This window comes from Kitasatospora azatica KCTC 9699 (assembly GCF_000744785.1).
In the GTDB taxonomy this organism is placed as follows: Bacteria; Actinomycetota; Actinomycetes; order Streptomycetales; family Streptomycetaceae; genus Kitasatospora; species Kitasatospora azatica.
The window spans coordinates 1,315,917-1,338,225 of sequence record NZ_JQMO01000002.1; the positions used below are offsets into that span (position 1 = coordinate 1,315,917).

Genomic DNA, 22,309 nt, shown 5'->3' on the forward strand with positions numbered 1-22,309 from the left:
GCTTTCAGCTGGTGCGGGTGGCGGGGTCCAGGACGTGCACGACCTCGCCGACCACGATGACGGCCGGCGGGCGCACCCCCTCGGCGGCGACGGTGGCGGCCACCGTGCCGAGCGTGGCGTCGATCCGGCGCTGGCCGGCGGTGGTGCCCTCCTGGACCACGGCGACGGGCGTGTCGGCCGAGCGACCGCAGGCGATCAGCTTGGCGGCGATCGCGCCGATCTTGTCGACCGCCATCAGCAGCACCAGGGTGCCGGTCATCTGCGCGACGGCCGCCCAGTTGACCAGCGAACGCTCGTCGTCCGGGCCGACGTGACCGGAGATGACGGTGAACTCGTGGGTCATCCCGCGGTGGGTGACCGGGATCCCGACGGCGGCCGGCACGCTGATCGAGCTGGAGATGCCGGGCACCACGGTGACCGGGATGCCGGCCTCGGCGCAGGCCAGCAGCTCCTCGCCGCCGCGCCCGTAGACGTACGGGTCGCCGCCCTTGAGCCGGACCACGAACTTGCCGGCCTTGGCGTGCTCGATCAGTGCGTTGTTGATCGCCTCCTGGGCCATGAACCGCCCGTAGGGGATCTTGGAGGCGTCGATCACCTCGACGTGCGGCGCCAGCTCGGCGAGCAGCTCACGCGGGGCCAGCCGGTCGGCCACCACCACGTCCGCGTCGGCGAGCAGCCGGCGGCCGCGCACGGTGATCAGGTCGGGGTCGCCGGGGCCACCACCGACCAGCGCGACGCCGGCCGCCCGGTGACGGTACTGCCGGGCGCTCAGGCTGCCGTCCCGCAGGCCCTCGACGATGGTGTTGCGCAGCGCGGCCGAATGGCGGGGGTCGCCGGTGAGCACGGCGACGGTGGTGCCGGCGTCGTCGTGGCCGCTGGCGGGGGTCCAGGCGGTGGCGGCGGACGCGTCGTCACTGCGCGAGCAGAAGATCCGGCGGTGCTCGGCCTCGGCGCTGACCGCCTCGTTGACCGCCTGGTCGTCGGTGGTGACCAGCGCGTACCAGGCCTCGGCGAGGTCGCCGTCGGCGTAGCCGCGCTGCTGCCAGCTGATCTCGCCGGCGTCGGCCATCGCCTGGACGGCGGGCGTGGTGGCCGGGGAGATGAGCTGGATCTCGGCGCCCGTGGCTATCAGCGCGGGCAGTCGGCGCTGGGCCACCTGGCCGCCGCCGACCACGACCACGCGGCGACCGGCAAGCAGCAGGCCCACGGGGTACGGGGTCAGGCCCTCGGTGCTCGGGTGGGGGTTCGGCGCGTTCATCTGGGTGAGCTCCTGGGGCTGGGCGGGAGGGTTCTACGGGTACGGCAAGGCCCTTGCACCGGCGCGCCCTCGGGCCGGTGCAAGGGGTGGAACGTCGGTCAGCCCTTCTCGGTGACTCCGGCGGAGTCGAAGGTGGCTACATCGTGCATCGCACGGGCCGCACTCTGCACCAGCGGGAGCGCCAGCAGGGCGCCGGTCCCCTCGCCGAGCCGCAGGTCGAGGTCGATCAGCGGACGCAGGCCGATCTTGGCGAGCGCGGCCTGGTGGCCGGGCTCGGCGGACCGGTGGCCGGCGATGCAGGCGGCGAGCACCTCGGGCGCGATCGCCTTGGCGACCAGGGCCGAGGAGCCGGCGATCACGCCGTCCAGGATCACCGGCGTGCGCAGCGAGGCCGCACCGAGCAGGAATCCGGCGATCGCGGCGTGCTCCAGGCCGCCGACGGCGGCCAGTACGCCGATCGGGTCAGCCGGGTCCAGCTGGTGCAGTTCCAGCGCGCGGCGGATCACCTCGACCTTGCGGGCGTGCGTCGCGTCGTCGATGCCGGTGCCGCGCCCGGTCACCTCGGTCGGGTCGGCGCCGGTGAAGACCGAGATCAGCGCGGCCGAGGCGGTGGTGTTGGCGATGCCCATGTCGCCGGTGATCAGGATCTTGTTGCCGGCCGCGACCAGGTCGCGGGCGGTCTCGATGCCGACCTCCAGCGCCTTGAGCGCCTCCTCCCGGCTCATCGCCGGGCCCTGGGTCATGTCGTCGGTGCCCGCCTTGACCTTGCGCGGCAGCAGGCCGGTGGTGCGGCCCTGCTGGATCGCCTCCGGCAGCTCGGCCTTGACGCCCACGTCGACCACGCAGACCTCGGCGCCGACCTGGGCGGCGAAGGAGTTGACCACCGCGCCGCCGGCCAGGAAGTTGGCCACCATCTGCGCGGTGACCTCCTGCGGCCAGGGGGTGACGCCCTGGGCGTGCACGCCGTGGTCACCCGCGAAGATCGCGACACACGCGGGCTCGGGGATCGGCGGCGGGCACTTCCGGGACAGGCCGCTGAGCTGCGCCGAGATGATCTCCAGCATGCCGAGCGAGCCGGCCGGCTTGGTCATCCGCTTCTGCCGGTCCCAGGCCTCGCCGAGCGCCTTGGCGTCCAGCGGGCGGATCGTGCGCAGCGTCTCGGAGAGCACGCTGTGCGGCTCCTCGCCGGGCAGCGCGCGGTTGCCGTACTGCTCCTCGTGCACCACCCAGGAGAGCGGGCGCTTCTTCGCCCAGCCCTGCTGCTGCAGCTCGGGCTCCTCGGGGAAGGAGTCGACGTAGCCGACGCAGAGGTAGGCGACCACGTCGAGGTGCTCGGGCAGGCCGAGCTCGCGGACCATCTCCTCCTCGTCGAAGAAGCTGACCCAGCCGACGCCCAGGCCCTCGGCGCGGGCCGCCAGCCAGAGGTTCTCGACTGCGAGCGCGGCCGAGTACGGGGCCATCTGGGGCTGGGTGTGCCGGCCCAGGGTGTGCCGGCCGCCGCGGGTGCGGTCGGCGGTGACCACGATGTTCACCGGGGTGTCGAGGATGGCCTCGATCTTGATTTCCTTGAACTGCTTGGCCCGGCCCTTGGGCAGCGAGTCGGCGAAGGCCTCGCGCTGACGGGCCGCCAGCTCGTGCATCTTGCGCCGGGTCTCGGTGGAGCGGATCACCACGAAGTCCCAGGGCTGCGAGTAGCCGACGCTGGGGGCGGTGTGGGCCGCCTCCAGGACCCGGAGCAGCACCTCGTGCGGGACGGGGTCCGGGCGGAAGCCGTTGCGGATGTCGCGGCGCTCGCGCATCACCTGGTGGACGGCCTCGCGCATGGCGTCGTCGTAGGCGGGGGCGGCCGGCCGGCGGGGGCTTCGGGCTCGGCGGCTGCCGGGCCACGGGCGCGGGGCCGGCGCGGGGCCTCGGCGACGGCGGGCTCGGGGGTGGGCTGCGGCTCGGCCTCGATGGGCTGGGCCTCGGCGGCCGGAGCCTGGGTGGGCTGGGCCTGGGTGGGCTGGGCCTGGACGACCTGGGCTTCGGCAGGCTGGGCGGTTGCGGGCTCGGCCGACGGGGCGTCAGCGGTGGGCTCCGGGCTGGGCGCTATCGCGGGGGCTGCCTGCTCCACAGTGGTCTGCTCCCTGCTGGCCTGCTCAGTGGCGGCCGGTTCGACGACGGCCGGCTCCACGACGGGCAGGCCGAGCGGGGCGGGCGCGGCCAGGAAGGCGGCGATCCGACGGGGGTGGCCGGCCTGGGGCGCGGCCGGCGCGCTCTGGGCGGGGATGACGGGCTGCGGCTGGGCCTCGCCGGCGGGCTGCTCGGGCCCGGCCGGGGCCTGCTCGGCGGCCACCGGCTCGACGGGGGCGGTGGGCGCCACGGCGGGCGCGGCCTCCGCAACCGGCTCAGCGGCAGGCGCTGCGGCGGGCGTGGCCGCCACGGCCTGCGCGACCGGCTCGGCCGGGGCTGCGGGAGCCGACGGCACGTCAACCGGAGTCTCGGCGACGGGCTGCGGCTCGGTGGGGGCGGCAGCCGGCTGCTCCGCCGAAGGCGCGGGGGCCGCCGGCGGCTCGGGTGCGACCGGCTCGGGCGCGGTAACCGGCTCGACCGGGCCGGCCTGGGCCGGGAGCACCAGGGTGGCATCCACCGGCTCCGCGACCAGCGCGACGGCGACCGGGGCCTGGACGGGGGTGGCGACTGCCTCCGGGGCACTCGCCTGGGCCGCGACGGCCACCGCGACCGGCTCGGGCGCGAGCGCCTCGACCGGAACCGCGACCGCCGCCGGGGCGGCCACCGTGACGGGGGCCGCGGCGGGTGCCGGGATCGGCACCCCGTGCGGCGGCGTGCTGCCCGGGTCGGAGGGGCCACGGTCGGCCAGCGAGCGGACCGGGACCTGACCGGTCATCAGCGAGGGGTCCGGGATCGGCGGCCCGGCGTGCAGCGGACGGCGGGCGGGCGCCGGGGTGGGCGCCTCGGGCGCCGGCACCGGGACCGGCGCGAGCGGGGCGGCAGCAGCCGGCGGCGCCTCGGCCGTCAGGCCCGGCGGGTCCACCGGCGGCCAGGACGGCTCCACCGGCGTCCCCAGCCCGTCCTGCTCCGCGATCAGCCCGACCGGCTGGGCCGGCTCGACGGCGACGGGCTGCGCCGACGGAACCGGCTGAGCCGCCTGGACGGACTGGACCGGCTCGGCGATCGGGATCACCGGAGCGACGAGAGCGGGCGCGGGGACCGCGACCGGCGGTACCGCGACCGGAACACCGGACGCCGGAACGCCGTGAGCCGGAACGGCAGGCGCGGGAACGACGGGTACGGCGGCCTCGGGCAGTGCGTACGCCGGCGCGGCGAAGCCGGCCGGCGGCGTGAGCGCCTCGCCGAGCGGCACCACCGGTGCCGCCGAGGCGTCGCTCCAGGAGCCCTGCGGACCGGGCATCAGCAGTACGTCGTCCTCGTCGTCGAGCTGGTCCGGCCGGTCCGGCTGGTCGATGAAGGTGTAGGCCGGGTGGGGGGCGCCCACCGGTACGGCCTGGCCGACGAGGTCGGTGCCCCACCCGCCACCTCCCTGCGCCGGATCGGTTCCGGTCTCGGGGAGCAGGTGCTCCGGCAGTCCCTCACTGGGGACCTGACCGCCGTCGGTCATCTCAACACTCCTTCCAGGCCGCTTCCGCGCCCTTGGCGACCCGGTCGCCGACCGAGGCGCACCGCCCGCTCCGGGTCCAAGCCGCGTGCCGGCCCACCCCACGTCCAACCTGTCGGCCGCCGCCCGACCCGCCCGGCGACCGTGGGCCGTCCGGCTGGTCACGGTGGACGGTGTGGCGACCTCCGGACACCCGTACGGGGGCGTCCGGCCGTCGTGCACCGTCACCTGAACTAACGACAGCCCGGGGCATCCGGCACGACCGGCCCGGGCCCCGGGCCATTCTCCCGGTCGGGCGAGCGTCAGTCGAATGCCCCAGCACCGATCCGCGTGTGGGTTGCACCACGTCGGCGCGGCCGCGACCCCACAGGACGGGGCAGCGGTCGGATCGTCAGACTACCGGCCTGGGAAGTCCGCCCAGGGCCGGGCTGCCCGAATCGTCCTCATTTGTCGATGTGTCAGACCTGCGGAGGACGGGGCTCCGTCAGCTGCCGGCTTCGGCCCAGAGCAGAACGCTGCTCTCCCCCGGACCGATGGCCAGCCCGGGTTCCACGGTGAGCGGGGCGGACTGCAGCACCGCGCCGCCGACCTGGTAGCCGGCGGCCGCGACCACCGCGCGGATCGCCTCGGCCTCGGCCAGCGTACGGGCCTGCGCGACCAGCCGGGACGGCCGGCGGGTCAGCACCGCGGCCACCACCTCGGCGCCGCCGCGCTCCACCACCACCGCGTCCGGCTCCGGCAGTCCGCCGAGCACCTCGGGCGCACTACCGGCGGCCGTCTCCAGTTCCACGCCGTACCGGCGCGCGTTGACCGCGATCCGCGCGCAGGTCGCCGCGTCCGCCTCCACCGCTACCACGGCCGCGCCGAAACGCGCCGTCTCCACCGCGAGTGCGCCGGTGCCCGCCCCCACGCACCACACCAGGTCGCCCGGGCCGGGGCCGAGCCGGGCCAGCACCACCGCGCGGGTCTGCGGGGAGAGGGTGCTCTCCTGCTCCCCGTCATAGGCCTCGTCGGGCAGCGCCCAGGCGCGCTCGGCGGGCGGGTAGCCGACCGGGCGCCCGGCCAGCCAGCCGGACGGCTCGTCCACCGCCGGGTTCTGCGCGGCGCCGCCGATCACCAGCACCACGCTGGGGTCGCGCCAGTCGTGGTCGGGCACCCGGTCGGAGGTGAGCACGGTGACGTCCTCCTCCTCGGTGCCGAGCGCCTCGCAGACCACGAAGGTGCGGTGCACCCCACGGAGCATCAGGGCCAGCTCGCTGGGCCCGGCGTCGGGGCTGGTGAGCACCGCGACCTTGGAGTAGGCCCGGCAGATGTTGGCAGCCTTGCGCAGTCGGCCGCCGTGCGTGCTGACCACCTGGGCGTCCTCCCAGGGCATGCCGGCCCGGGCGAAGGCGGCGGCGACCGAGGAGACCGCCGGCAGCACCTCCAGCTCGAGGCCGTACTCGGGGCGGCGCAGGGTGCGCACCACGCCGAAGAAGCCGGGGTCGCCCTCGGCGACCACCACCACCGCGCCCCGGTGCTCGGCGATCCGACGGGCCGCCAGTTCGACGCTGCCGAGCGCGATCCGTTCGGCAGCGGCCGGTACCGGCAGCGCGTTGAGTTGGTACGGCGCCCCCGCCACCAGAGTGGCCGCCGCGAGCGCCGCGGCGGCCGCCTCGGTCAGCGGCGTGCCGTCCCACCCGATGACCGTGATCCGGTCAGCCATCGCCGCTGTTCTCCCTCGGTTCCTGGGAGGTGCTCCGCCCCCGCTGTCTGTTTCCGGCCAACCGCCCAGGAGCAGAGGTTACCCGTTGGACGGCGCTCCGCAGCGGTAAAGGCGATCTTGACGCGAGGTGGCGGGGCCCGCGCGGTCAGTCGTGCAGCACCCCGAACGGTCAGTCGTGCAGCACGAAACGGTCCGCCAGCTGGTCGGCGGCCGGTTCCAGGTCCTCGGGCAGCAGGCTCCACAGGATCAAGTCGCTGCGGCTCTCCTCCCCCGCCGAGCCGACCTCCCCGGTGCGCACTATCCAGGCGCTGCGCAGCACTCCCTCGCTGATGCAGCCGATCTTCTGGGCCACCTGCTGGGCGGCCGTGTTGCCGGCGGCGGTGCGCAGTTCGAGGCGGTGGAAGCCGCGGTCCTCGAAGAGCCACTGCGCCACCCCGAGCAGCGACTCGACGGCATAGCCCTCGCCGCGGGCCCAGGGCGCGGTGACATAGGCGGCCTCGGTGCTGAGCAGCCGCCAGTCGGTGTTGCGCAGTTCGACGATGCCGACCAGCCGTTGGGTGAGGTTCTCGGTGACGGCGAAGGCGATGCCCTGTCCCTGGGCGCGCGTCTCCGGGACCTCGCTGAGCACCCAGTGCAGGGCGTGCGCCCGCGTGTACGGCTGCGGGACGTCGGTCCAGCTGAGCACCAGCTCGTCGGCCATCATCGTGACCAGCTCGGACGCGTCGCCCTCCTCCAGAGGGCGCAGCAGCAGCCGTTCGGTGCTGATCGCGGTCTCGGGGAAGCTCGCTGGCATACCGTCTCTCCTCGCCGGGTCGTGGACCCACGGTACGCCCCGTGCGCCGGAGCCGCTGCCGCCGGGTCGACGGAGCGTCAGCTCCCTGGGACGCGCCGGCGTCCCGCCGCGGTTCGCGACGGGACGCCGGGTTCACCGCGGGTGGATCAGAACGCGGGGATGACCGAGCCCTGGAAGGTGAAGGGCTGCAACGCGGACGGCCCCACCCGAAGGTGGGGCCGTCTCGATGGGATTGGTTCAGACCGCGGTGGCCAGCGGCACCTCGGCCGGCTTCTCCAGGGCGACGAAGCCCAGCCCCTGGCCGCTCGGCCGGGCCTCGGTCTGCCGGTAGCCCTGGCGGGCGTAGAGGCGCAGGTTGCCGAGGCTGCGGTGGCCGGTGAAGAGCCGGAAGGTGCGCACCGGCTGCTCGGCCAGCAGGCGCTCCTCGGCGGCGCGCAGCAGCCGGCCGCCGAGGCCGTGGCGCTGCATCCGGGGGTGCACCACCAGACGGCTTATCCGGCCGACGCCGTCCTCGTCCACCCAGCCGCGCACCGAGCCGACCACCTCGTCGCCCAGGCGGGCCACCAGCACGTGTCGGTCCGCCAGCTCCGTGCGCAGGCTCTCCAGGGTCTGGGTCAATGGCTCGATCGACCAGTCGCCGTAGAGTTCGGCCTCGCTCTGGAAGCCGAGGTACTGGAGTTTGAGGATCTGTTCGGTGTCCTGCTCGGTCGCCACGGAGATGATCACGCTCATGCCCATGTGCAGGGGCCTCCCATCGTCAATGCCCGACGCGCGGAGTGAGGGTTCGCGCCGGGTGGCCTGCCGGGGGTCGTCCCGGCCGGGGATCGGCCCTGACCGGGAGTAGCGCACGACCGTACCAGCCGAAACGCCGGATACGTTCGCCAGCGCTCTACCCAGGCTTCAGCTGTTCTCAACCTGCGGGAGGCCGTCAGGTGGCGTAAATCACGCCGATGGCGTGACCCAGTCGCGCTGGACGGCCAGGTCGGCCTTGACCTCGGCGAGCTGGTCGGCGACCGCGCTGGGCGCGGTGCCGCCGCGGCCGCTGCGGGCGCCGATCGCGCCGTGCACGCTGAGCACCTCGCGCACCTTGGGGGTCAGATGGGCGGAGATCTCGGCGAACTGCTGGTCCGTCAGGTCCCACAGCTCGATGCCCTGGCCCTCGCAGACCTTGACGCAGGCGCCGGCCACCTCGTGCGCGACCCGGAACGGCACCCCGCGCTTGACCAGCCACTCGGCGATGTCGGTGGCCAGCGAGAAACCGGCCGGGGCCAGCTCCTCGAGCCGCTCGCGGTGCACGGTGAGGGTGGCCATCATGCCGGTGAAGGCCGGCAGCAGCACCTCCAGCGTGTCGCAGGAGTCGAAGACCGGCTCCTTGTCCTCCTGCAGGTCGCGGTTGTACGCGAGCGGGAGGGCCTTCAGGGTGGCCAGCAGGCCGGTCAGGTTGCCGATCAGCCGGCCGGACTTGCCGCGGGCCAGCTCGGCGATGTCCGGGTTCTTCTTCTGCGGCATGATCGAGGAGCCGGTGGAGAAGGCGTCGTGCAGCGTGATGAAGCCGAACTCCTTGGTGTTCCAGATGATCACCTCCTCCGCGATCCGGGAGAGGTTGATGCCGATCATCGCGGTGACGAAGGCGAACTCGGCGACGAAGTCGCGGGCCGCCGTGCCGTCGATCGAGTTGCCGACCGAGCCGCGCTCGAAGCCGAGTTCGGCGGCCACCGCCTCCGGGTCCAGGCCCAGCGAGGAGCCGGCCAGCGCGCCGGAGCCGTACGGCGAGACGGCGGTGCGGGTGTCCCACTGGCGCAGCCGCTCGGCGTCCCGGCCGAGGGCCTGCACGTGCGCGAGGACGTGGTGGGCGAAGAGCACCGGCTGGGCGTGCTGCAGGTGGGTGCGGCCGGGCATCGCGGTGTCGGGGTGCGCCTCGGCGAGGCCGACCAGCGCGTCCTGGAGGTCCAGCAGCAGTTCGCCGATGATTTTCGCGTGGTCGCGCAGGTACATCCGGAAGAGCGTGGCGATCTGGTCGTTGCGCGACCGCCCGGCCCGCAGCTTGCCGCCGAGGTCGGCGCCGAGCCGCTCCAGCAGGCCGCGCTCCAGCGCGGTGTGCACGTCCTCGTCGGCGACCGTGCCGGTGAAGGCCCCTGACTGGACGTCAGCGAGCAGCTGCTCCAGTCCGGCCAGCATCGCGGCGAGCTCCTCCTCGGTCAGCAGGCCCGCCTTGTTGAGGACGCGGGCGTGCGCCTTGGAGCCGGCGATGTCGTAGGGCGCGAGCCGCCAGTCGAAGTGGACCGAGGCGGAGAGCCTGGCCAGCGCCTCGGACGGGCCGGCGGCGAAGCGAGCGCCCCAGAGGCGGACATCGGAATGCTGGTCGGTCGGCATCGGGGACGCTCCTTGGTTCCATCGGGATCGGCATAAGTATGCATGACTCCGTATGAAACTCAAAGCCGATCCGGGATCCGCCGCCCGACCAGCAGGACTTCTACCAGGCCACCGGCAGCTCGCGCAGCCCGTAGATCAGGGCCTCGGTGCGGTAGGAGAGCTCCTCGAAGGGGACCGCCAGGTGCAGCGTCGGCAGGCGGCGCAGCAGGGTGGCGAGGGCGATCTGCAGTTCGGCGCGGGCCAGCGGCTGACCCAGGCACTGGTGGACGCCGAAGCCGAAGGCCAGGTGGCGGCGGGCGTCGCGTTCGATGTCGAGTTCGTCGCCCGCGCCGAACAGGTCCTGGTCGCGGTTGGCGGTGGAGAGCATGCAGAGCACTCCCTCGCCGGCCCCGACCACCACACCGTCGCCGAGGTCGACGTCCTCCAGGGCCACCCGGGGCACGCCGGCGTGCACGATGGTCAGGTACCGCAGCAGCTCCTCCACCGCGCCGTTGATCAGCGACGGGTCGGCGCGCAGCCGGTCCGCCTGGGCGGGGTGGCGCAGCAGGGCGAGGGTGGAGAGCGAGGTCATGTTGGCGGTGGTCTCGTGGCCGGCGAGCAGCAGCAGCAGGCCGTTGGCGGCCACCTCGTCGGCGGTCAGGTCACCGCGGGCGACCAACTTGGCGATGATGCCGTCCGGTTCGCCGTCCTTGGCCGCGGCGATCTCGGTGAGGTAGCCGGTCAGCCGGTCGATCGCGTCCTGGAAGACCTCGGCGGGCTGGGCGGTGTCGAGCAGGCGGCGGCCCTGTTCCTGGAAGAAGGCGTGGTCGGCGTAGGGCACGCCGAGCAGGTCGCAGATCACCAGCGAGGGGACCGGGAAGGCGTAGGCGCTGACCAGGTCGGCCGGGGAGCCGTCCGCGATCATGGCGTCCAGGGTGTCGTCGACGATCCGCTGGATCGCCGGGCGCATCGCGTCGACCCGCTTGATCAGGAAGTCGGTGGTCATCATCTTGCGCAGCCGGGCGTGCTCGGGGTCGTCCAGCCGCAGGAAGCTGGGCTTCTCGCCGACCGCCTCGCGGCGGCCGGGCGCCAGGAACGGGAAGGTGGGGTGGCGGGCGTCGGCGCTGAACCGACGGTCCGTCAGCACCGCGCGGACCTGCTGATAGCCGGTCAGCAGCCAGCACGGGGAGCCGTCCCAGAGGCTGAGCCGGGCACTGGGACGCTGGTAGGCGAGCGGCGGGTCGAAGGGGCAGCCGGCGGCGCGCGGTCCGGGCAGGCCCAGCTGGTCGACGGTGGTCATCGGGCCACCTCCGCCAGGCTGATGGCGCCGCCCGGGCAGAGCGCGGCGGCGGTGCGCAGTTGCGGGGCGAGCGAGGCGTCGGGGCGGTCCTGGAGCAGGACGACCAGGCCGTCCTCCTCGCTCTGGTCGAAGACGGTGGGAGCGGTCAGCACACACTGGCCGGAGCTGCAGCAACGATCCTGATCGACAGTCACGTGCACGGCGGTAACCTCCTGGGCGCGCAGGCGGGCCGGTGGCCCCGAGCCTGTTGCCCGGGGCAACCAACATTCCGGAAGGCCAACCTAACCCGGGGTTGTGATGCACACGATGTGTCGACCGGCGGTCACGCCAGAATGGCCGGATCCGCACCCTGGTCCGCGGCGGGGCGCTACCGCTCGGTGCGGGACTGGGCCAGCTGCATCAGGTGGTCCGCCAGCGCCTGCCCGCCCGCCGGGTCACGGCTGATCAGCAGCACCGTGTCGTCGCCCGCGATGGTCCCGATGATCTCGTACACCTCGGCGGTGTCGATCGCCGAGGCCAGGAACTGCGCGGCGCCGGGCGGGGTGCGCAGCACCACCAGGTTGCCGGAGGCGGTGGCCGAAACCATGAGTTCACCCGCGAGTCGGGCCATCCGGCCCTCGCTGGCCGACTCCCCCATCGGCGCCCGCGGCGTGCGGTCGCCGCCCTCGGCCGGGACGGCGTAGATCAGTGCGCCGTCCCGATTGCGGATCTTGACCGCCCCCAGCTCGTCCAGGTCGCGGGAGAGCGTGGCCTGGGTGACCACCAGTCCGTCGTCCGCCAGCAGCTTGGCCAACTGGCTCTGCGAGCGGACGGGTTGACGGGTCAACAGGTCCACGATCCGTCGGTGCCGAGCGGTGCGGGTCTGCGGGACCTGCGGGGTCGGACCGCCGGCGGGCTGGTCGGGTGGGGGAACGGTCATGATGATGATTCTTCCGGACTAGCCGCGAGGCTGCGCGGCCGGGGCGTCCTGCCGGCCGCCGGACTGCCCGGCCTCGGCCCGGACCTCGCTGAGGATGCCGGGGAGGGCGGCCAGGAAGGCGTCCGCCTGCTGCTCGGTCAGCACCAGCGGCGGGACCAGTCGCACCGCGTCCGGCACCGCCGCGTTCACCAGGAAGCCGGCCCGCTGGGCAGCCGCCTGCACCTGGGCGGCGAGCGGCTCGGTGAGCACGATGCCCAGCAGCAGGCCGGCGCCGCGCACGTGCGAGACCAGCGGGTCGCCGATCGCCTCGATGCCGTGCGCCAACCGGTCGCCGAGCTTGCGGACGTGGGAGAGCAGGTCCTCGGACTCGATGGTGTCCAGCACCGCCAGGGCCGCGGCCGCGACCACCGGGTTGCCGCCGAAGGTGGTGCCGTGGTGGCCCGGCTGGAGCAGCTCGGCGGCCGCGCCGTAGGCGATCACCGCGCCGATCGGCAGGCCGCCGCCGAGGCCCTTGGCCAGCGTGATCACGTCCGGCTCGACGCCCGGTTCGGCCTGGTGGGCGAACCAGTGGCCGGTGCGGCCGATGCCGGTCTGGATCTCGTCCAGGACCAGCAGGGTGCCGGTGGCCCGGGTGATCTCGCGGGCCGCCCGCAGGTATCCGGCGGGCAGCGGGATCGCGCCGTTCTCGCCCTGGATCGGCTCCAGCACCACCGCCGCGGTCTCGGTGGTCACCGCCGCGCGCAACGCCTCGATGTCTCCGAACGGCACATGGGTGACCTCGCCGGGCAGCGGCAGGAACGGGTCCCGCTTGCCGGGCTGGCCGGTCAGCGCGAGGGAGCCCATGGTCCGGCCGTGGAAGGCGCCGTCCAGCGCGACCAGGTGGGTGCGGCCGGTGAGCCGACTGATCTTGAACGCGGCCTCGTTGGCCTCGGCGCCGGAGTTGCAGAAGAAGACCCGGCCCGGACGGGAGTCCAGGCTGAGCAAGCGCTCGGCCAGCCGGATGGTCGGCTCGGCGGTGAACAGGTTGGAGACGTGGCCGAGCTTGCCGATCTGCTCGGTGACCGCCGCGACGACGGCCGGGTGCGCGGTGCCCAGCGCGTTCACCGCGATGCCGCCGACCAGGTCGAGGTACTCGGTGCCGTCGGCGTCGCGCAGCACGGCGCCCGAGCCCTCGGTGAGCGGCAGCCGGGGCGTGCCGTAGTTGTTGGTGAACGCCTGCTGGTAGCGCTCGGTCAGCTCGGTGTTGCGGGTCATGCCAGTCCCCCCAGTACGGTCGGCTCGTCGTCCGCGACGACCATGGTGCCGATCCCCTCGTCGGTGAAGATCTCCAGCAGCAGGCTGTGCTGCACCCGCCCGTCGAGCACCCGGGCGGTGCCGACGCCGGAGCGGACGGCGCGCAGGCAGCCCTCCATCTTCGGCAGCATCCCGCTGGCCAGGCCGGGCAGTATGGCCTCCAGCTCGCTCGCGCTCAGCTGGCTGATCACGTCGTCGGAGTTGGGCCAGTCCTTGTACAGGCCCTCGACGTCGGTCAGCACCACCAGCATCTCGGCGCCCAGCGCCGAGGCCAGCGCGGAGGCGGCGGTGTCGGCGTTGATGTTGTAGACGTGGCCGTCGGTGCCGCGGGCGATGCTGGAGATCACCGGGATCCGGCCGTCCGCGATCAGCGCCTTCACCGCGCCGGCCTCGATGTTGACGATGTCGCCGACCAGGCCGATGTCCACCTGCTCGCCGTCCACCACGGCGTACCGCTTGACCGCGGTCATGGTGTGCGCGTCCTCGCCGGTCATGCCGACCGCGAACGGGCCGTGCTCGTTGAGCAGCCCGACCAGTTCGCGCTGGACCTGGCCGGCCAGCACCATCCGGACCACGTCCATGGTCTCGGGGGTGGTGACCCGCAGGCCGTTGGTGAACGAGGACTCCAGGCCCAGCTTGGCCAGCTGGGCACTGATCTGCGGGCCGCCGCCGTGCACCACGACCGGGTGCAGCCCGGCGTAGCGCAGGAAGACCACGTCCTGGGCGAAGGCCGCCTTCAGCGACTCGTCGACCATGGCGTTGCCGCCGAACTTGATCACCACGGTCTTGCCGTGGAACCGCTCCAGCCAGGGCAGCGCCTCGATCAGGGTCAGCGCCTTGGGCAGCGCGGTGTTGTTGCGGGCCTGTTCGCCCTTGGGTGCGATCTGCATGCTCGGGTCCCCCGGGGGCTCAGGTGGAGTAGGCGCTGTTCTCGTGGACGTAGTCGGCCGTGAGGTCATTCGTCCACACTGTGGCCGCCGCCTGGCCGGAGTTCAGCCGGGCGGTAATCACCACCTGACGTTCGGCCATATTCACCAGCGTGCGGTCCTCGCCGGTGGCGCCGTTGCGGCAGACCCAGACGCCGTTGATCGCCACGTCCAGCCGGTCCGGGTCGAAGGCGGCGTCGGTGGTGCCGATCGCGGCCAGCACCCGGCCCCAGTTGGGGTCCTGGCCGTGGATGGCGCACTTGAGCAGGTTGTTGCGGGCGATGGTGCGGGCGACCGTGACGGCCTCGTCCTCGGTGGCGGCGTCGGTGACGTCGATCCGGATGTCCTTGCTCGCACCCTCGGCGTCGCCGATCAGCTGACGGGCCAGGTCGGCGCAGACCTGCTCGACGGCGGCGGCGAACTCCTCCGCGTCCGGGGTGACCTGGGCGGCGCCGGAGGCCAGCAGCAGCACCGTGTCGTTGGTGGACATGCAGCCGTCGGAGTCGACCCGGTCGAAGGTGGTGCGGGTGGCGGCGCGCAGCGCGTCGTCCAGTTCGGCGGCGCCGACGGCCGCGTCGGTGGTGAGCACCACCAGCATGGTGGCCAGGCCCGGGGCCAGCATGCCCGCGCCCTTGGCCATCCCGCCGACCGTCCAGCCGTCGCGGCTCACCTGGGCCGTCTTGTGCACGGTGTCGGTGGTCTTGATGGCGATCGCGGCCGCCTCGCCGCCGCTCTCGCCGAGCTCCTTGACCGCCAGGCCCACGCCCGGCAGCAGGATGTCCATCGGCAGCCGCTCGCCGATCAGACCGGTCGAGCAGACCGCCACCTCGCCCGCGCTGACGCCGAGTTCGGCGCCGACCCGCTCGGCGGTGGTGTGGGTGTCCTGGAACCCCTCCGGGCCGGTACAGGCGTTGGCGCCACCGGAGTTGAGGATCACGGCGGCCAACTGACCGCCCTTGAGCACCTGCTGGGACCAGAGCACCGGAGCGGCCTTGACCCGGTTGGAGGTGAAGACCCCGGCCGCGGCGAAGGCCGGGCCGTCGTTGACCACCAGGGCGAGGTCCGGGGTGCCGGAGGCCTTGATGCCGGCCGTCACGCCGGCTGCGCGAAAGCCCTTGGCGGCGGTGACCCCGATGCTGTTCTGATGGTTCGTCACGGTGCGACTCCGTTCACGGGAAGGCCCAGCTCCTCGGGCAGGCCGAGGGCGATGTTCATGCTCTGCACCGCACCGCCGGCGGTGCCCTTGACCAGGTTGTCGATCGCGCTGATCGCGATGATCCGCCCGGCGTGCTCGTCCAGCACGACCTGCACCAGCGCGGTGTTGGCGCCGAACACCGACTTGGTCTGCGGCCACTGCAGCGCCGGGAGTTCGGGCAGCAGGTGGACGAACGGCTCGTCGGCGTACGCCCGTTCGTAGGCGGCGCGCAGCGACGCGCCGGTCACCCCCGGCCTGGCCTTGGCGGTGCAGGTGGCCAGGATGCCGCGGGACATCGGGACCAGGGTCGGGGTGAAGGAGATGTTCACCGGCTCACCCGCGACCTGGCTCAGGTTCTGCGACATCTCCGGCGTGTGCCGGTGCACCCCGCCGACCCCGTACGGGCTGACCGAGCCCATCACCTCACTGCCCAGCAGGTGCGTCTTGATCGCCTTGCCGGCCCCCGAGGTACCGCTGGCCGCCACGATCACCGCCTCGGGCTCGGCGAGCCCGGCCGCGTAGGCCGGGAAGAGCGCGAGCGAGACCGCCGTCGGGTAGCAGCCCGGGACGGCGATCCGCTTGGTCCCCTTGAGCGCGGCCCGGTGGCCGGGCAGCTCGGGCAGCCCGTACGGCCAGGTCCCGGCGTGCGCGGAGCCGTAGAACCGCTCCCAGTCGGCCGGCTCCTTGAGCCGGAAGTCCGCGCCGCAGTCGATCACCAGCACGTCCTCGCCGAGCGCCTCCGCCACCGCCGCCGACTGCCCGTGCGGCAGCCCCAGGAACACGATGTCGTGCCCCGCCAGCACCTCGGCCGTGGTCGGCTCCAACACCCGGTCCGCCAACGGCAACAGGTGCGGCTGCAACTCCCCCAGCCTGGTCCCGGCGTTCGACCCACCGGTCAGCGCCCCGATCTCCACCTCCGGATGCCCGAGCAGCAGACGCAGCACCTCGCCACCCGCATACCCGCTGGCTCCGGCAACGGCGACTCGCAAGGCCATGACAGCATCCTCTCCGGGGCCCCTGTGATGTGGCATGAATATACGCACTCCGGAACATTCATGCAAGGAGCGGTGTGCCGGCCCGCGCCGTCACCGCGATCGGAGGCCCAGCACGAGATCGCGCGGCAGGCCGTGGGTGTCGTGGAGGTAGTGGAAGTCCTCCTCGGTCAGCGGGCCCCGGAATCGGGGACGGGCCAGTACCTGCCGGCCCCGCTCCAGCAGCCGACCGAATCGGCGCTCCTCCTCGAGCAGCACCTTGCGCACGAGGTCGGGATCCCCGTCCTGACGGAAGTGGTCCAGGGTGTGCTGGATCAGCTCGCTCGGCAGGTCTTCGAGGCCGCGTGACGGGTCGTCGCGCCGCAGCACGGTGAGCACCCGGCGGACCAGCCGGCGCAGCACGTAGCCGCGGCCGGTGTTGGCCGGGCGCACCCCGTCGCCGATCACCACGACGGCCGAGCGCAGGTGGTCGCAGACCAGCCGCAGTGACGGGTTGTCCAGGTGCCACAGGGCCGGCACGATCCGGCGCCAGGGGTCGAAGACGTCGCACTCGAACACCGACCGCCGGCCCTGCAGCAGGCAGGCCAGCCGTTCCAGGCCGAGGCCGGTGTCGACGTTGCGTTGCGGAAGCGGCACGAGAGAGCCGTCGACCAGCCGTCGATGGCGCATCATCACGTGGTTCCACACCTCCACCCAGCGCTCGTCGCCGGTCGGCGTGGACTCCGGCGGGGTGTCGCCGGTCCACAGGAAGATCTCCGAGTCGGGGCCGCAGGGGCCGGTCGGTCCGTTGGACCACCAGTTGTCCTCGACGGTGAGCTCCACCGGCACCCCGCGCTCCTGCCACAACTCCAACGAAGCCGTGTCGGGACCGGTCTGGTCATCGCCGCCGAAGACCGTGACGTGGAGCAGCCCCGGATCGACACCGAACCCCTCGGTGAGCAGTCCGTAGCCCCAGTCGAGGCTCAACGGGCCCTCGTAGTCGCCGAGCGACCAGGTACCGAGCATCTCGAAGACGGTCAGATGGGTGTTGTCGCCGACCTCCTCGAGGTCCGTGGTGCGCAGACAGCGCTGCACATTGACCAGCCGCCTGCCCAGGGGGTGTGGGCGCCCCTCCAGGTACGGGGTGAGCGGGTGCATGCCCGAGGTGGTGAAGAGCACCGGGTCGCCGGGCGGCGGCAGCAGGGTCGAGCCGGTGATCCGGCGGTGGCCGCGCTCCTCGAAGTACTCGAGGAACGTGCGGACGATCTGATCGGTGTTCACGGGGTGGCTCCTTCGCATGCGCAGCGGGGAGGCACCGGAGAACGGTCCACACGATCGTCGGAACCGGGGCGGGAACGCCAAGGAACCACCGGCAGACCGTTTCCGGTCGCCGGTGGGAAGTGGGGGTACGTCAGGCGGCGGCAACCGGCGAGCTGGTCGCTCGCGCGGTCGCGGTGGTGCTTCGGCCTGTGACGTTCATGCCACCAAGGTTAACGCCCCCGGAGCCCGCGGTCACCCGATTTGCCACCAGGCTCAGTCAGCGGGCAGCTCCGAACCACCTGGGCAGCACGCGGAGCAGGTCCTGCTGGTCCTCGCCGACCCACGCCACGTGGCCGTCCGGGCGCAGCAGCACGGCGGGGGCGTCCAGTTCCTCGCCGGTGTCGACGACGTCGATGACGTGGTCGACCCGGTCGGCCCAGCCCGCCATCGAGAGGTGGCCGGTCTGGTCGAGCAGGAGGCCGCGGCCGCTGTGCATCAGTTCGTAGAGGCGCCCCTGCTTCAGCTGGAGGTCCCGCAGTCGCCGGCCGAGCAGTTCGTGGCCCTCGCCGCAGTCGTAGCGGACGTCGACCGCGGTGATCATCTCGGTCACGTACCGGTTCACCTCCTCGAAGTCCATCAGCTTCGAGAGCAGTTCGCGCAGCGCGGTCGCACCCGGATCGGTCCCCAGCAGCGTCATCTGCGCGCGGGTGTTGTCCAGCACGCGGGCGCCCACCGGGTGCCGTTCGGCGTGGTAGCTGTCCAGCAGACCGTCCGGCGCCCAGCCGTTGACCGCGGCGGCGAGCTTCCAGCCGAGGTTGAACGCGTCCTGCACGCCGAGGTTGAGCCCCTGCCCGCCGGTCGGCGGGTGGATGTGCGCCGCGTCGCCGGCCAGCAGCACCCGGCCGACCCGGTAGCGCTCGGCCTGCCGGGTGGCGTCGCCGAAGCGGGAGAGCCAGCGCGGTGAGTGCACGCCGAAGTCGGTGCCCGCGACCGCCCGCAACTGCTGTTTGAACTCCTCGAGGGTCGGCTCGGTCGCACGGTCCTCGGCCACGCCGTCGGCGGGCACGCCGACGCGGTACGTCCCGTCCCCGTTGGGGATGGTCCCGAACCGCAGTTGGGTCCTGCGGACCTCCTCGACGACGGCGGCGACCGTCGCCGGATCCTCGGTCATCTCCATGTCGCCCAGCAGCGTCTCGACCTTGGCGGGCTCGCCGGGGAAACCGACACCGAGCGCCTTGCGCACCACACTGCGGCCACCGTCACACCCGACGAGGTAGCGCGAGCGCAGCCGCGTGCCGTCCGCCAGCTCGACGGTCACCCCGGGCCCGTCGTCAGCCCCGGCCCCGGCACCGTCCCCGTCATCGGACTGGCTCAACCCGACCACCTCGCAGCCGCGCCGGATCTCGGCGCCGAGTTCGAGGGCGTGCTCGTTGAGCAGCCGCTCGGTGACCGGCTGCAGGACGGAGAGGCCGTACGGGTGCGCCGTGTCCACCCGGTCCGGCCACGCCTTGTGGATGCCGCCGAAGAAGCCGCCGACCTGGAACTTCTCACTGACCGCCAGGAAGCGGTCCAACAGGCCGCGTTGGTCCATCAGTTCGACGCTACGGGTGTGCAGGCCGCGTCCGCGGGACTCCTTGGTCGGCTCGGTCAACTTCTCCAGCACGACCACGTGCACGCCGTGCAGCCGCAACTCCCCGGCCAACATCAAACCGGTCGGTCCGCCACCGACCACGATCACGTCGATCATCACAACTCCCCGCTCGACGAATCCGCCATTTCCGCAGGTCCTGGCCTTGGTCGACCATTCTGTGACACCACCCGGGCCTTGCCGCAAGGCCCCCCGTGCGCTATATCTTGAGAGTGGCAAGGAGTGGACGACCTCCTTGCCTTCGCCATGTGTGGTCCCCCTGTGCCGTCCGCGGTCGACGGAACCGGTGGACGGACAAATGATCCGAGCCGGGGCGGCCCGCGATGCTACGGTCTCCCTGCCGGCCGCGGGACTCCGGTGCGACTTCCGGAACCTGCCTCTAAAGCAATGATTCGCAGCTCGCGCCCCCATTCCCCGGCCGGCATCCATGCTCCGGGGAGGGGGTCTCGATGGAATCGTTTGCGGACCTGATAGCCGCCGAGGACGTGCTGATCTTCGTCAACGCGGCGGTCACGGCCACCGGACAGCGCGAGTTCCACAGCGACGCCGACCAGCAGCAGCTCTCCCTCGGGTTCCTGCACGAGTACGTGATCGGCAACTACCGCGAGGTGTACGCGGCCGCGCTAGCGCTGGACATCAACGACCACAACGCGGCGCTGATCATCCAGCGCCTGCTGGAGACCGCCGGCGAGGCCACCCCCGCACAGCGGTCCACCGAGGGCCGGCTGATCGCCCGTCGGCTGACGCTGCTTTCCCCGCAGCGGGTGTACCGGCTGTTCCGCGCGCTGCGCCGGGCCAAGGTCAACAACCGCCGCACCCGCGCCATCATGCGCGACTGGATCGCCACCCGCCCGGACCCGGCGTTCGACGCCGTCAAGTACCGCGGCGGCCTCAAGCAGGCCCTGCGGCACGCCCATCTGACGCCTGCGGGCGATGAGTTGGGACCGTTCCTGTTCGGACCGCGGGCCCAGCAGCGGTTCGCCACCCCGATCCTGGAGAACTGGCGGCGCGCCCACTACGAGCAGGCCGCCCTGTACGAACTCCCCTACACGGTGGCCGAGGGCTTCGCCGCCCGGCACGGCGTGCCGCGCGGCGCCTTCCTGGAGCGGATCGCGCCCCGGATGACGCGTCAGGAGCAGTTGCGCCTCCAGCAGTCGGCCGTCGGCCACCGGGCGGACGCGGTGCGGGCCGACCTCGCCCGGATGCCGCTCACCCGGCTCGCCTCGTACGTCCTCGCGCTGCCGCTCGCCGACCGGGTCGACCGGCGCGCCGAGCTGACCGACGCGCTGCGCTCGGCCGCCCGACGCGCGGCGGGCCCCCACCGGGGCGGTTGGGGCAAGGTGGCCGCCGTGCTGGACGACAGCTTCTCCACCGCCGGCTCCGGCCAGAAGCGCCGCCGCCCGCTGGCCGCCGCGCTGGCCGCGCACCATCTGCTGGAGGCGCTGGCGGGCGAGTACACCGCGTTCTGGACCTCCGGGCGCAGCGACGCGCTGCTCACCCACCCGTACGGGCCGACCCCGCTCGGCCGGCGGATCCTGGACGCGTTGGAGACCGCGCCGCAGCGGCTGCTGATCGTCTCCGACGGCTGGGACAACGCGCCGCCGGGGCTGGCCGCCGAGGTGCTGCGGGTCTGGCGCACCCGGCTCGACCCGGAGCGCCGGACCAGCATCGTGCACCTCAATCCGGTCTACGACGCGGACGCCATCGACGTGCGCCGGCTGGCCCCGACCGTCCCGACCGCCGGTCTGCGCGACGCCGAGGACCTTCCCGCGCTGGTCGAACTCGCCCAGTTCGCCGAGGGCCGGACCGGCGCGGCCGAACTGACGGCCTATCTGGACGCCCGGGCGGCACAGTTCTTGGGAGAGCACGGCCTGCGAGAGGACCGAGGATGACCACGCTCGACCTGACCGGCCTGACCACCCGCCCGGCCCAGGTCTGGGGCGGCGTCCGACTGGTCCCGCTGGTGCGCGAGGAGCCGATCGCCGACCTGCGGCTGCATCACGAGCTCTACGGCGAGGAGACCGGCCTGGTCGACCTCGGCCGGCGCCAGACCTACCTCTCGTACATCCCGCACGGCTTCGTCGCCGACTGGACCGGCGACGGCAGCCCGGCGGCGGCGTACGGCACCCAGGTGCTGTCCTCCGACGAGGAGCGGGCGCGGCCGGCGAGCATGCCGCTGCGGGTGCACCACCGGCTGGCCCGCCGCACGGCCAAGCACCGGCTGCGCTTCCTGCCGCTGCACCTCGCCCTGGAGGGCTACCTCGCGCTGCACTTCGGCGGCCCGACGATCAGGTGGCAGGAGTGGTCCCAGCGCGCGGTGCGGCAGGGGCTCTCGCCGCGGGCGGAGGAGGCCTACAGTGGCGCCGAGGTCCAGGGGCTGGCGGACGCGCTGCGGGTGTTCGAGATCCATCCGGACCAGTGCGGGATGGTCGTGCACGTCGGCGACGCGCTCGCCGCCGCCTTCGCGGTGCCGCACCCGGGCGACTACCGCGCGCTGCACCCGACCCTGGTGCAGGACCTCTACGGCGAACTGATCCACCACTACGGGACGCTGATGCCGGCGGTGCCGGACTTCCGGGCGCAGCTGCCGAGTGCGGGCGTCAACTCGCTGACCGAGCTGCGGGCGGCGGCCGAGCGGGCGGAGCAGGCCTGGGCGCGGTTCCACGACGGCACGATGGCGGGCGGCCTGCTGGACGCCGAGTACCGCTCGCAGCGGGTCTACCGGATGGGCCGCTTCACCCTCGACCGTCTGCTGCCGTCCTTCCGGCCCAAGCAGGAGAACCACATCGGGGAGACGATCACCGACCAGGCCGGCCGGGTCGCCTACCTCAAGACCTTCCGTCTCTCCGAGAGCCAGGTGCGCCGCGGCCACCTGCTCGACAAGCTGGCCGAACAGGACTGGCACCTCGGCCGCACGGCTGCGGAACTCGGGATCACCGAGCCGCAGTTGGGGATGCGGCTGGAGGCGGCCGGGTTCGGTTCGCTGCTGCGCCAGGACGTCCTGGACGGGTACCGCAAGCGGGCCCGCGGCTGATCCGGCGGTGCCCCCGGTCCGACGCACGGACCGGGGGCA

At 73.2% G+C, this 22,309-nt stretch carries 16 protein-coding genes and 1 pseudogene; 2 read left to right on the top strand and 15 right to left on the bottom strand.

The window, feature by feature from the left end:
- Positions 1-4: 4 nt before the first annotated feature.
- From cobA to rox, 15 genes and pseudogenes are all read right to left on the bottom strand, one after another.
- The gene (cobA, locus tag BR98_RS06175; protein WP_051969358.1) at positions 5-1,258 is read right to left on the bottom strand and encodes a uroporphyrinogen-III C-methyltransferase; all 1,254 of its coding nucleotides are present in this window, start codon (positions 1,256-1,258) and stop codon (positions 5-7) included.
- Positions 1,259-1,356: 98 nt separating this feature from the next.
- A pseudogene (gene cobT / locus BR98_RS37510) lies at positions 1,357-4,565 on the bottom strand (nicotinate-nucleotide--dimethylbenzimidazole phosphoribosyltransferase).
- 793 nt (positions 4,566-5,358) lie between these two features.
- Positions 5,359-6,579 (bottom strand): precorrin-6y C5,15-methyltransferase (decarboxylating) subunit CbiE, encoded by a 1,221-nt coding sequence (gene cbiE, locus BR98_RS06190; RefSeq protein WP_035840938.1) that lies wholly within the window; start codon positions 6,577-6,579, stop codon positions 5,359-5,361.
- Positions 6,580-6,748: 169 nt separating this feature from the next.
- Positions 6,749-7,372: a GNAT family N-acetyltransferase gene (locus tag BR98_RS06195; RefSeq protein WP_035840940.1), complete on the bottom strand. Its 624-nt coding sequence runs from the start codon at positions 7,370-7,372 to the stop codon at positions 6,749-6,751.
- A gap of 237 nt (positions 7,373-7,609) precedes the next feature.
- Positions 7,610-8,110, bottom strand: a complete 501-nt coding sequence (locus tag BR98_RS06200; protein ID WP_035840943.1) for a GNAT family N-acetyltransferase — start codon at positions 8,108-8,110, stop codon at positions 7,610-7,612.
- A gap of 204 nt (positions 8,111-8,314) precedes the next feature.
- Complete coding sequence (gene argH / locus BR98_RS06205) at positions 8,315-9,745, bottom strand: argininosuccinate lyase (protein ID WP_035840945.1); 1,431 nt, start codon at positions 9,743-9,745, stop codon at positions 8,315-8,317.
- 100 nt (positions 9,746-9,845) lie between these two features.
- On the bottom strand, positions 9,846-11,024 hold the full coding sequence (locus BR98_RS06210; protein WP_035840946.1) for a cytochrome P450: 1,179 nt from the start codon (positions 11,022-11,024) through the stop codon (positions 9,846-9,848).
- The gene (locus BR98_RS06215) at positions 11,021-11,218 is read right to left on the bottom strand and encodes a ferredoxin (protein WP_407639420.1); all 198 of its coding nucleotides are present in this window, start codon (positions 11,216-11,218) and stop codon (positions 11,021-11,023) included. The genes BR98_RS06210 and BR98_RS06215 overlap by 4 nt, the downstream gene beginning before the upstream one ends.
- Before the next feature lie 173 nt (positions 11,219-11,391).
- The gene (locus BR98_RS06220; protein ID WP_035840950.1) at positions 11,392-11,943 is read right to left on the bottom strand and encodes an arginine repressor; all 552 of its coding nucleotides are present in this window, start codon (positions 11,941-11,943) and stop codon (positions 11,392-11,394) included.
- 18 nt (positions 11,944-11,961) lie between these two features.
- Entirely contained in the window at positions 11,962-13,197 is a 1,236-nt protein-coding gene (locus tag BR98_RS06225; RefSeq protein WP_051969359.1) for an acetylornithine transaminase, read from the bottom strand.
- On the bottom strand, positions 13,194-14,126 hold the full coding sequence (gene argB, locus BR98_RS06230; protein WP_035840953.1) for an acetylglutamate kinase: 933 nt from the start codon (positions 14,124-14,126) through the stop codon (positions 13,194-13,196). The genes BR98_RS06225 and argB overlap by 4 nt, the downstream gene beginning before the upstream one ends.
- Positions 14,127-14,145: 19 nt before the next feature.
- Positions 14,146-15,297, bottom strand: a complete 1,152-nt coding sequence (gene argJ, locus BR98_RS06235; protein ID WP_035843168.1) for a bifunctional glutamate N-acetyltransferase/amino-acid acetyltransferase ArgJ — start codon at positions 15,295-15,297, stop codon at positions 14,146-14,148.
- A gap of 17 nt (positions 15,298-15,314) precedes the next feature.
- Positions 15,315-16,352, bottom strand: a complete 1,038-nt coding sequence (gene argC / locus BR98_RS06240) for an N-acetyl-gamma-glutamyl-phosphate reductase (protein WP_035840956.1) — start codon at positions 16,350-16,352, stop codon at positions 15,315-15,317.
- 90 nt (positions 16,353-16,442) lie between these two features.
- On the bottom strand, positions 16,443-17,609 hold the full coding sequence (locus tag BR98_RS06245) for an alanine--tRNA ligase-related protein (RefSeq protein WP_035840958.1): 1,167 nt from the start codon (positions 17,607-17,609) through the stop codon (positions 16,443-16,445).
- A gap of 256 nt (positions 17,610-17,865) precedes the next feature.
- Entirely contained in the window at positions 17,866-19,335 is a 1,470-nt protein-coding gene (gene rox, locus BR98_RS06250) for a rifampin monooxygenase (RefSeq protein ID WP_035840960.1), read from the bottom strand.
- A gap of 350 nt (positions 19,336-19,685) precedes the next feature.
- On the opposite strand from rox, the gene BR98_RS06255 reads away from it, so the two are divergent.
- On the top strand, positions 19,686-21,128 hold the full coding sequence (locus tag BR98_RS06255; protein ID WP_035840964.1) for a hypothetical protein: 1,443 nt from the start codon (positions 19,686-19,688) through the stop codon (positions 21,126-21,128).
- Entirely contained in the window at positions 21,125-22,270 is a 1,146-nt protein-coding gene (locus BR98_RS06260; protein WP_035840967.1) for an ARPP-2 domain-containing protein, read from the top strand. The genes BR98_RS06255 and BR98_RS06260 overlap by 4 nt, the downstream gene beginning before the upstream one ends.
- Positions 22,271-22,309 lie beyond the last annotated feature (39 nt).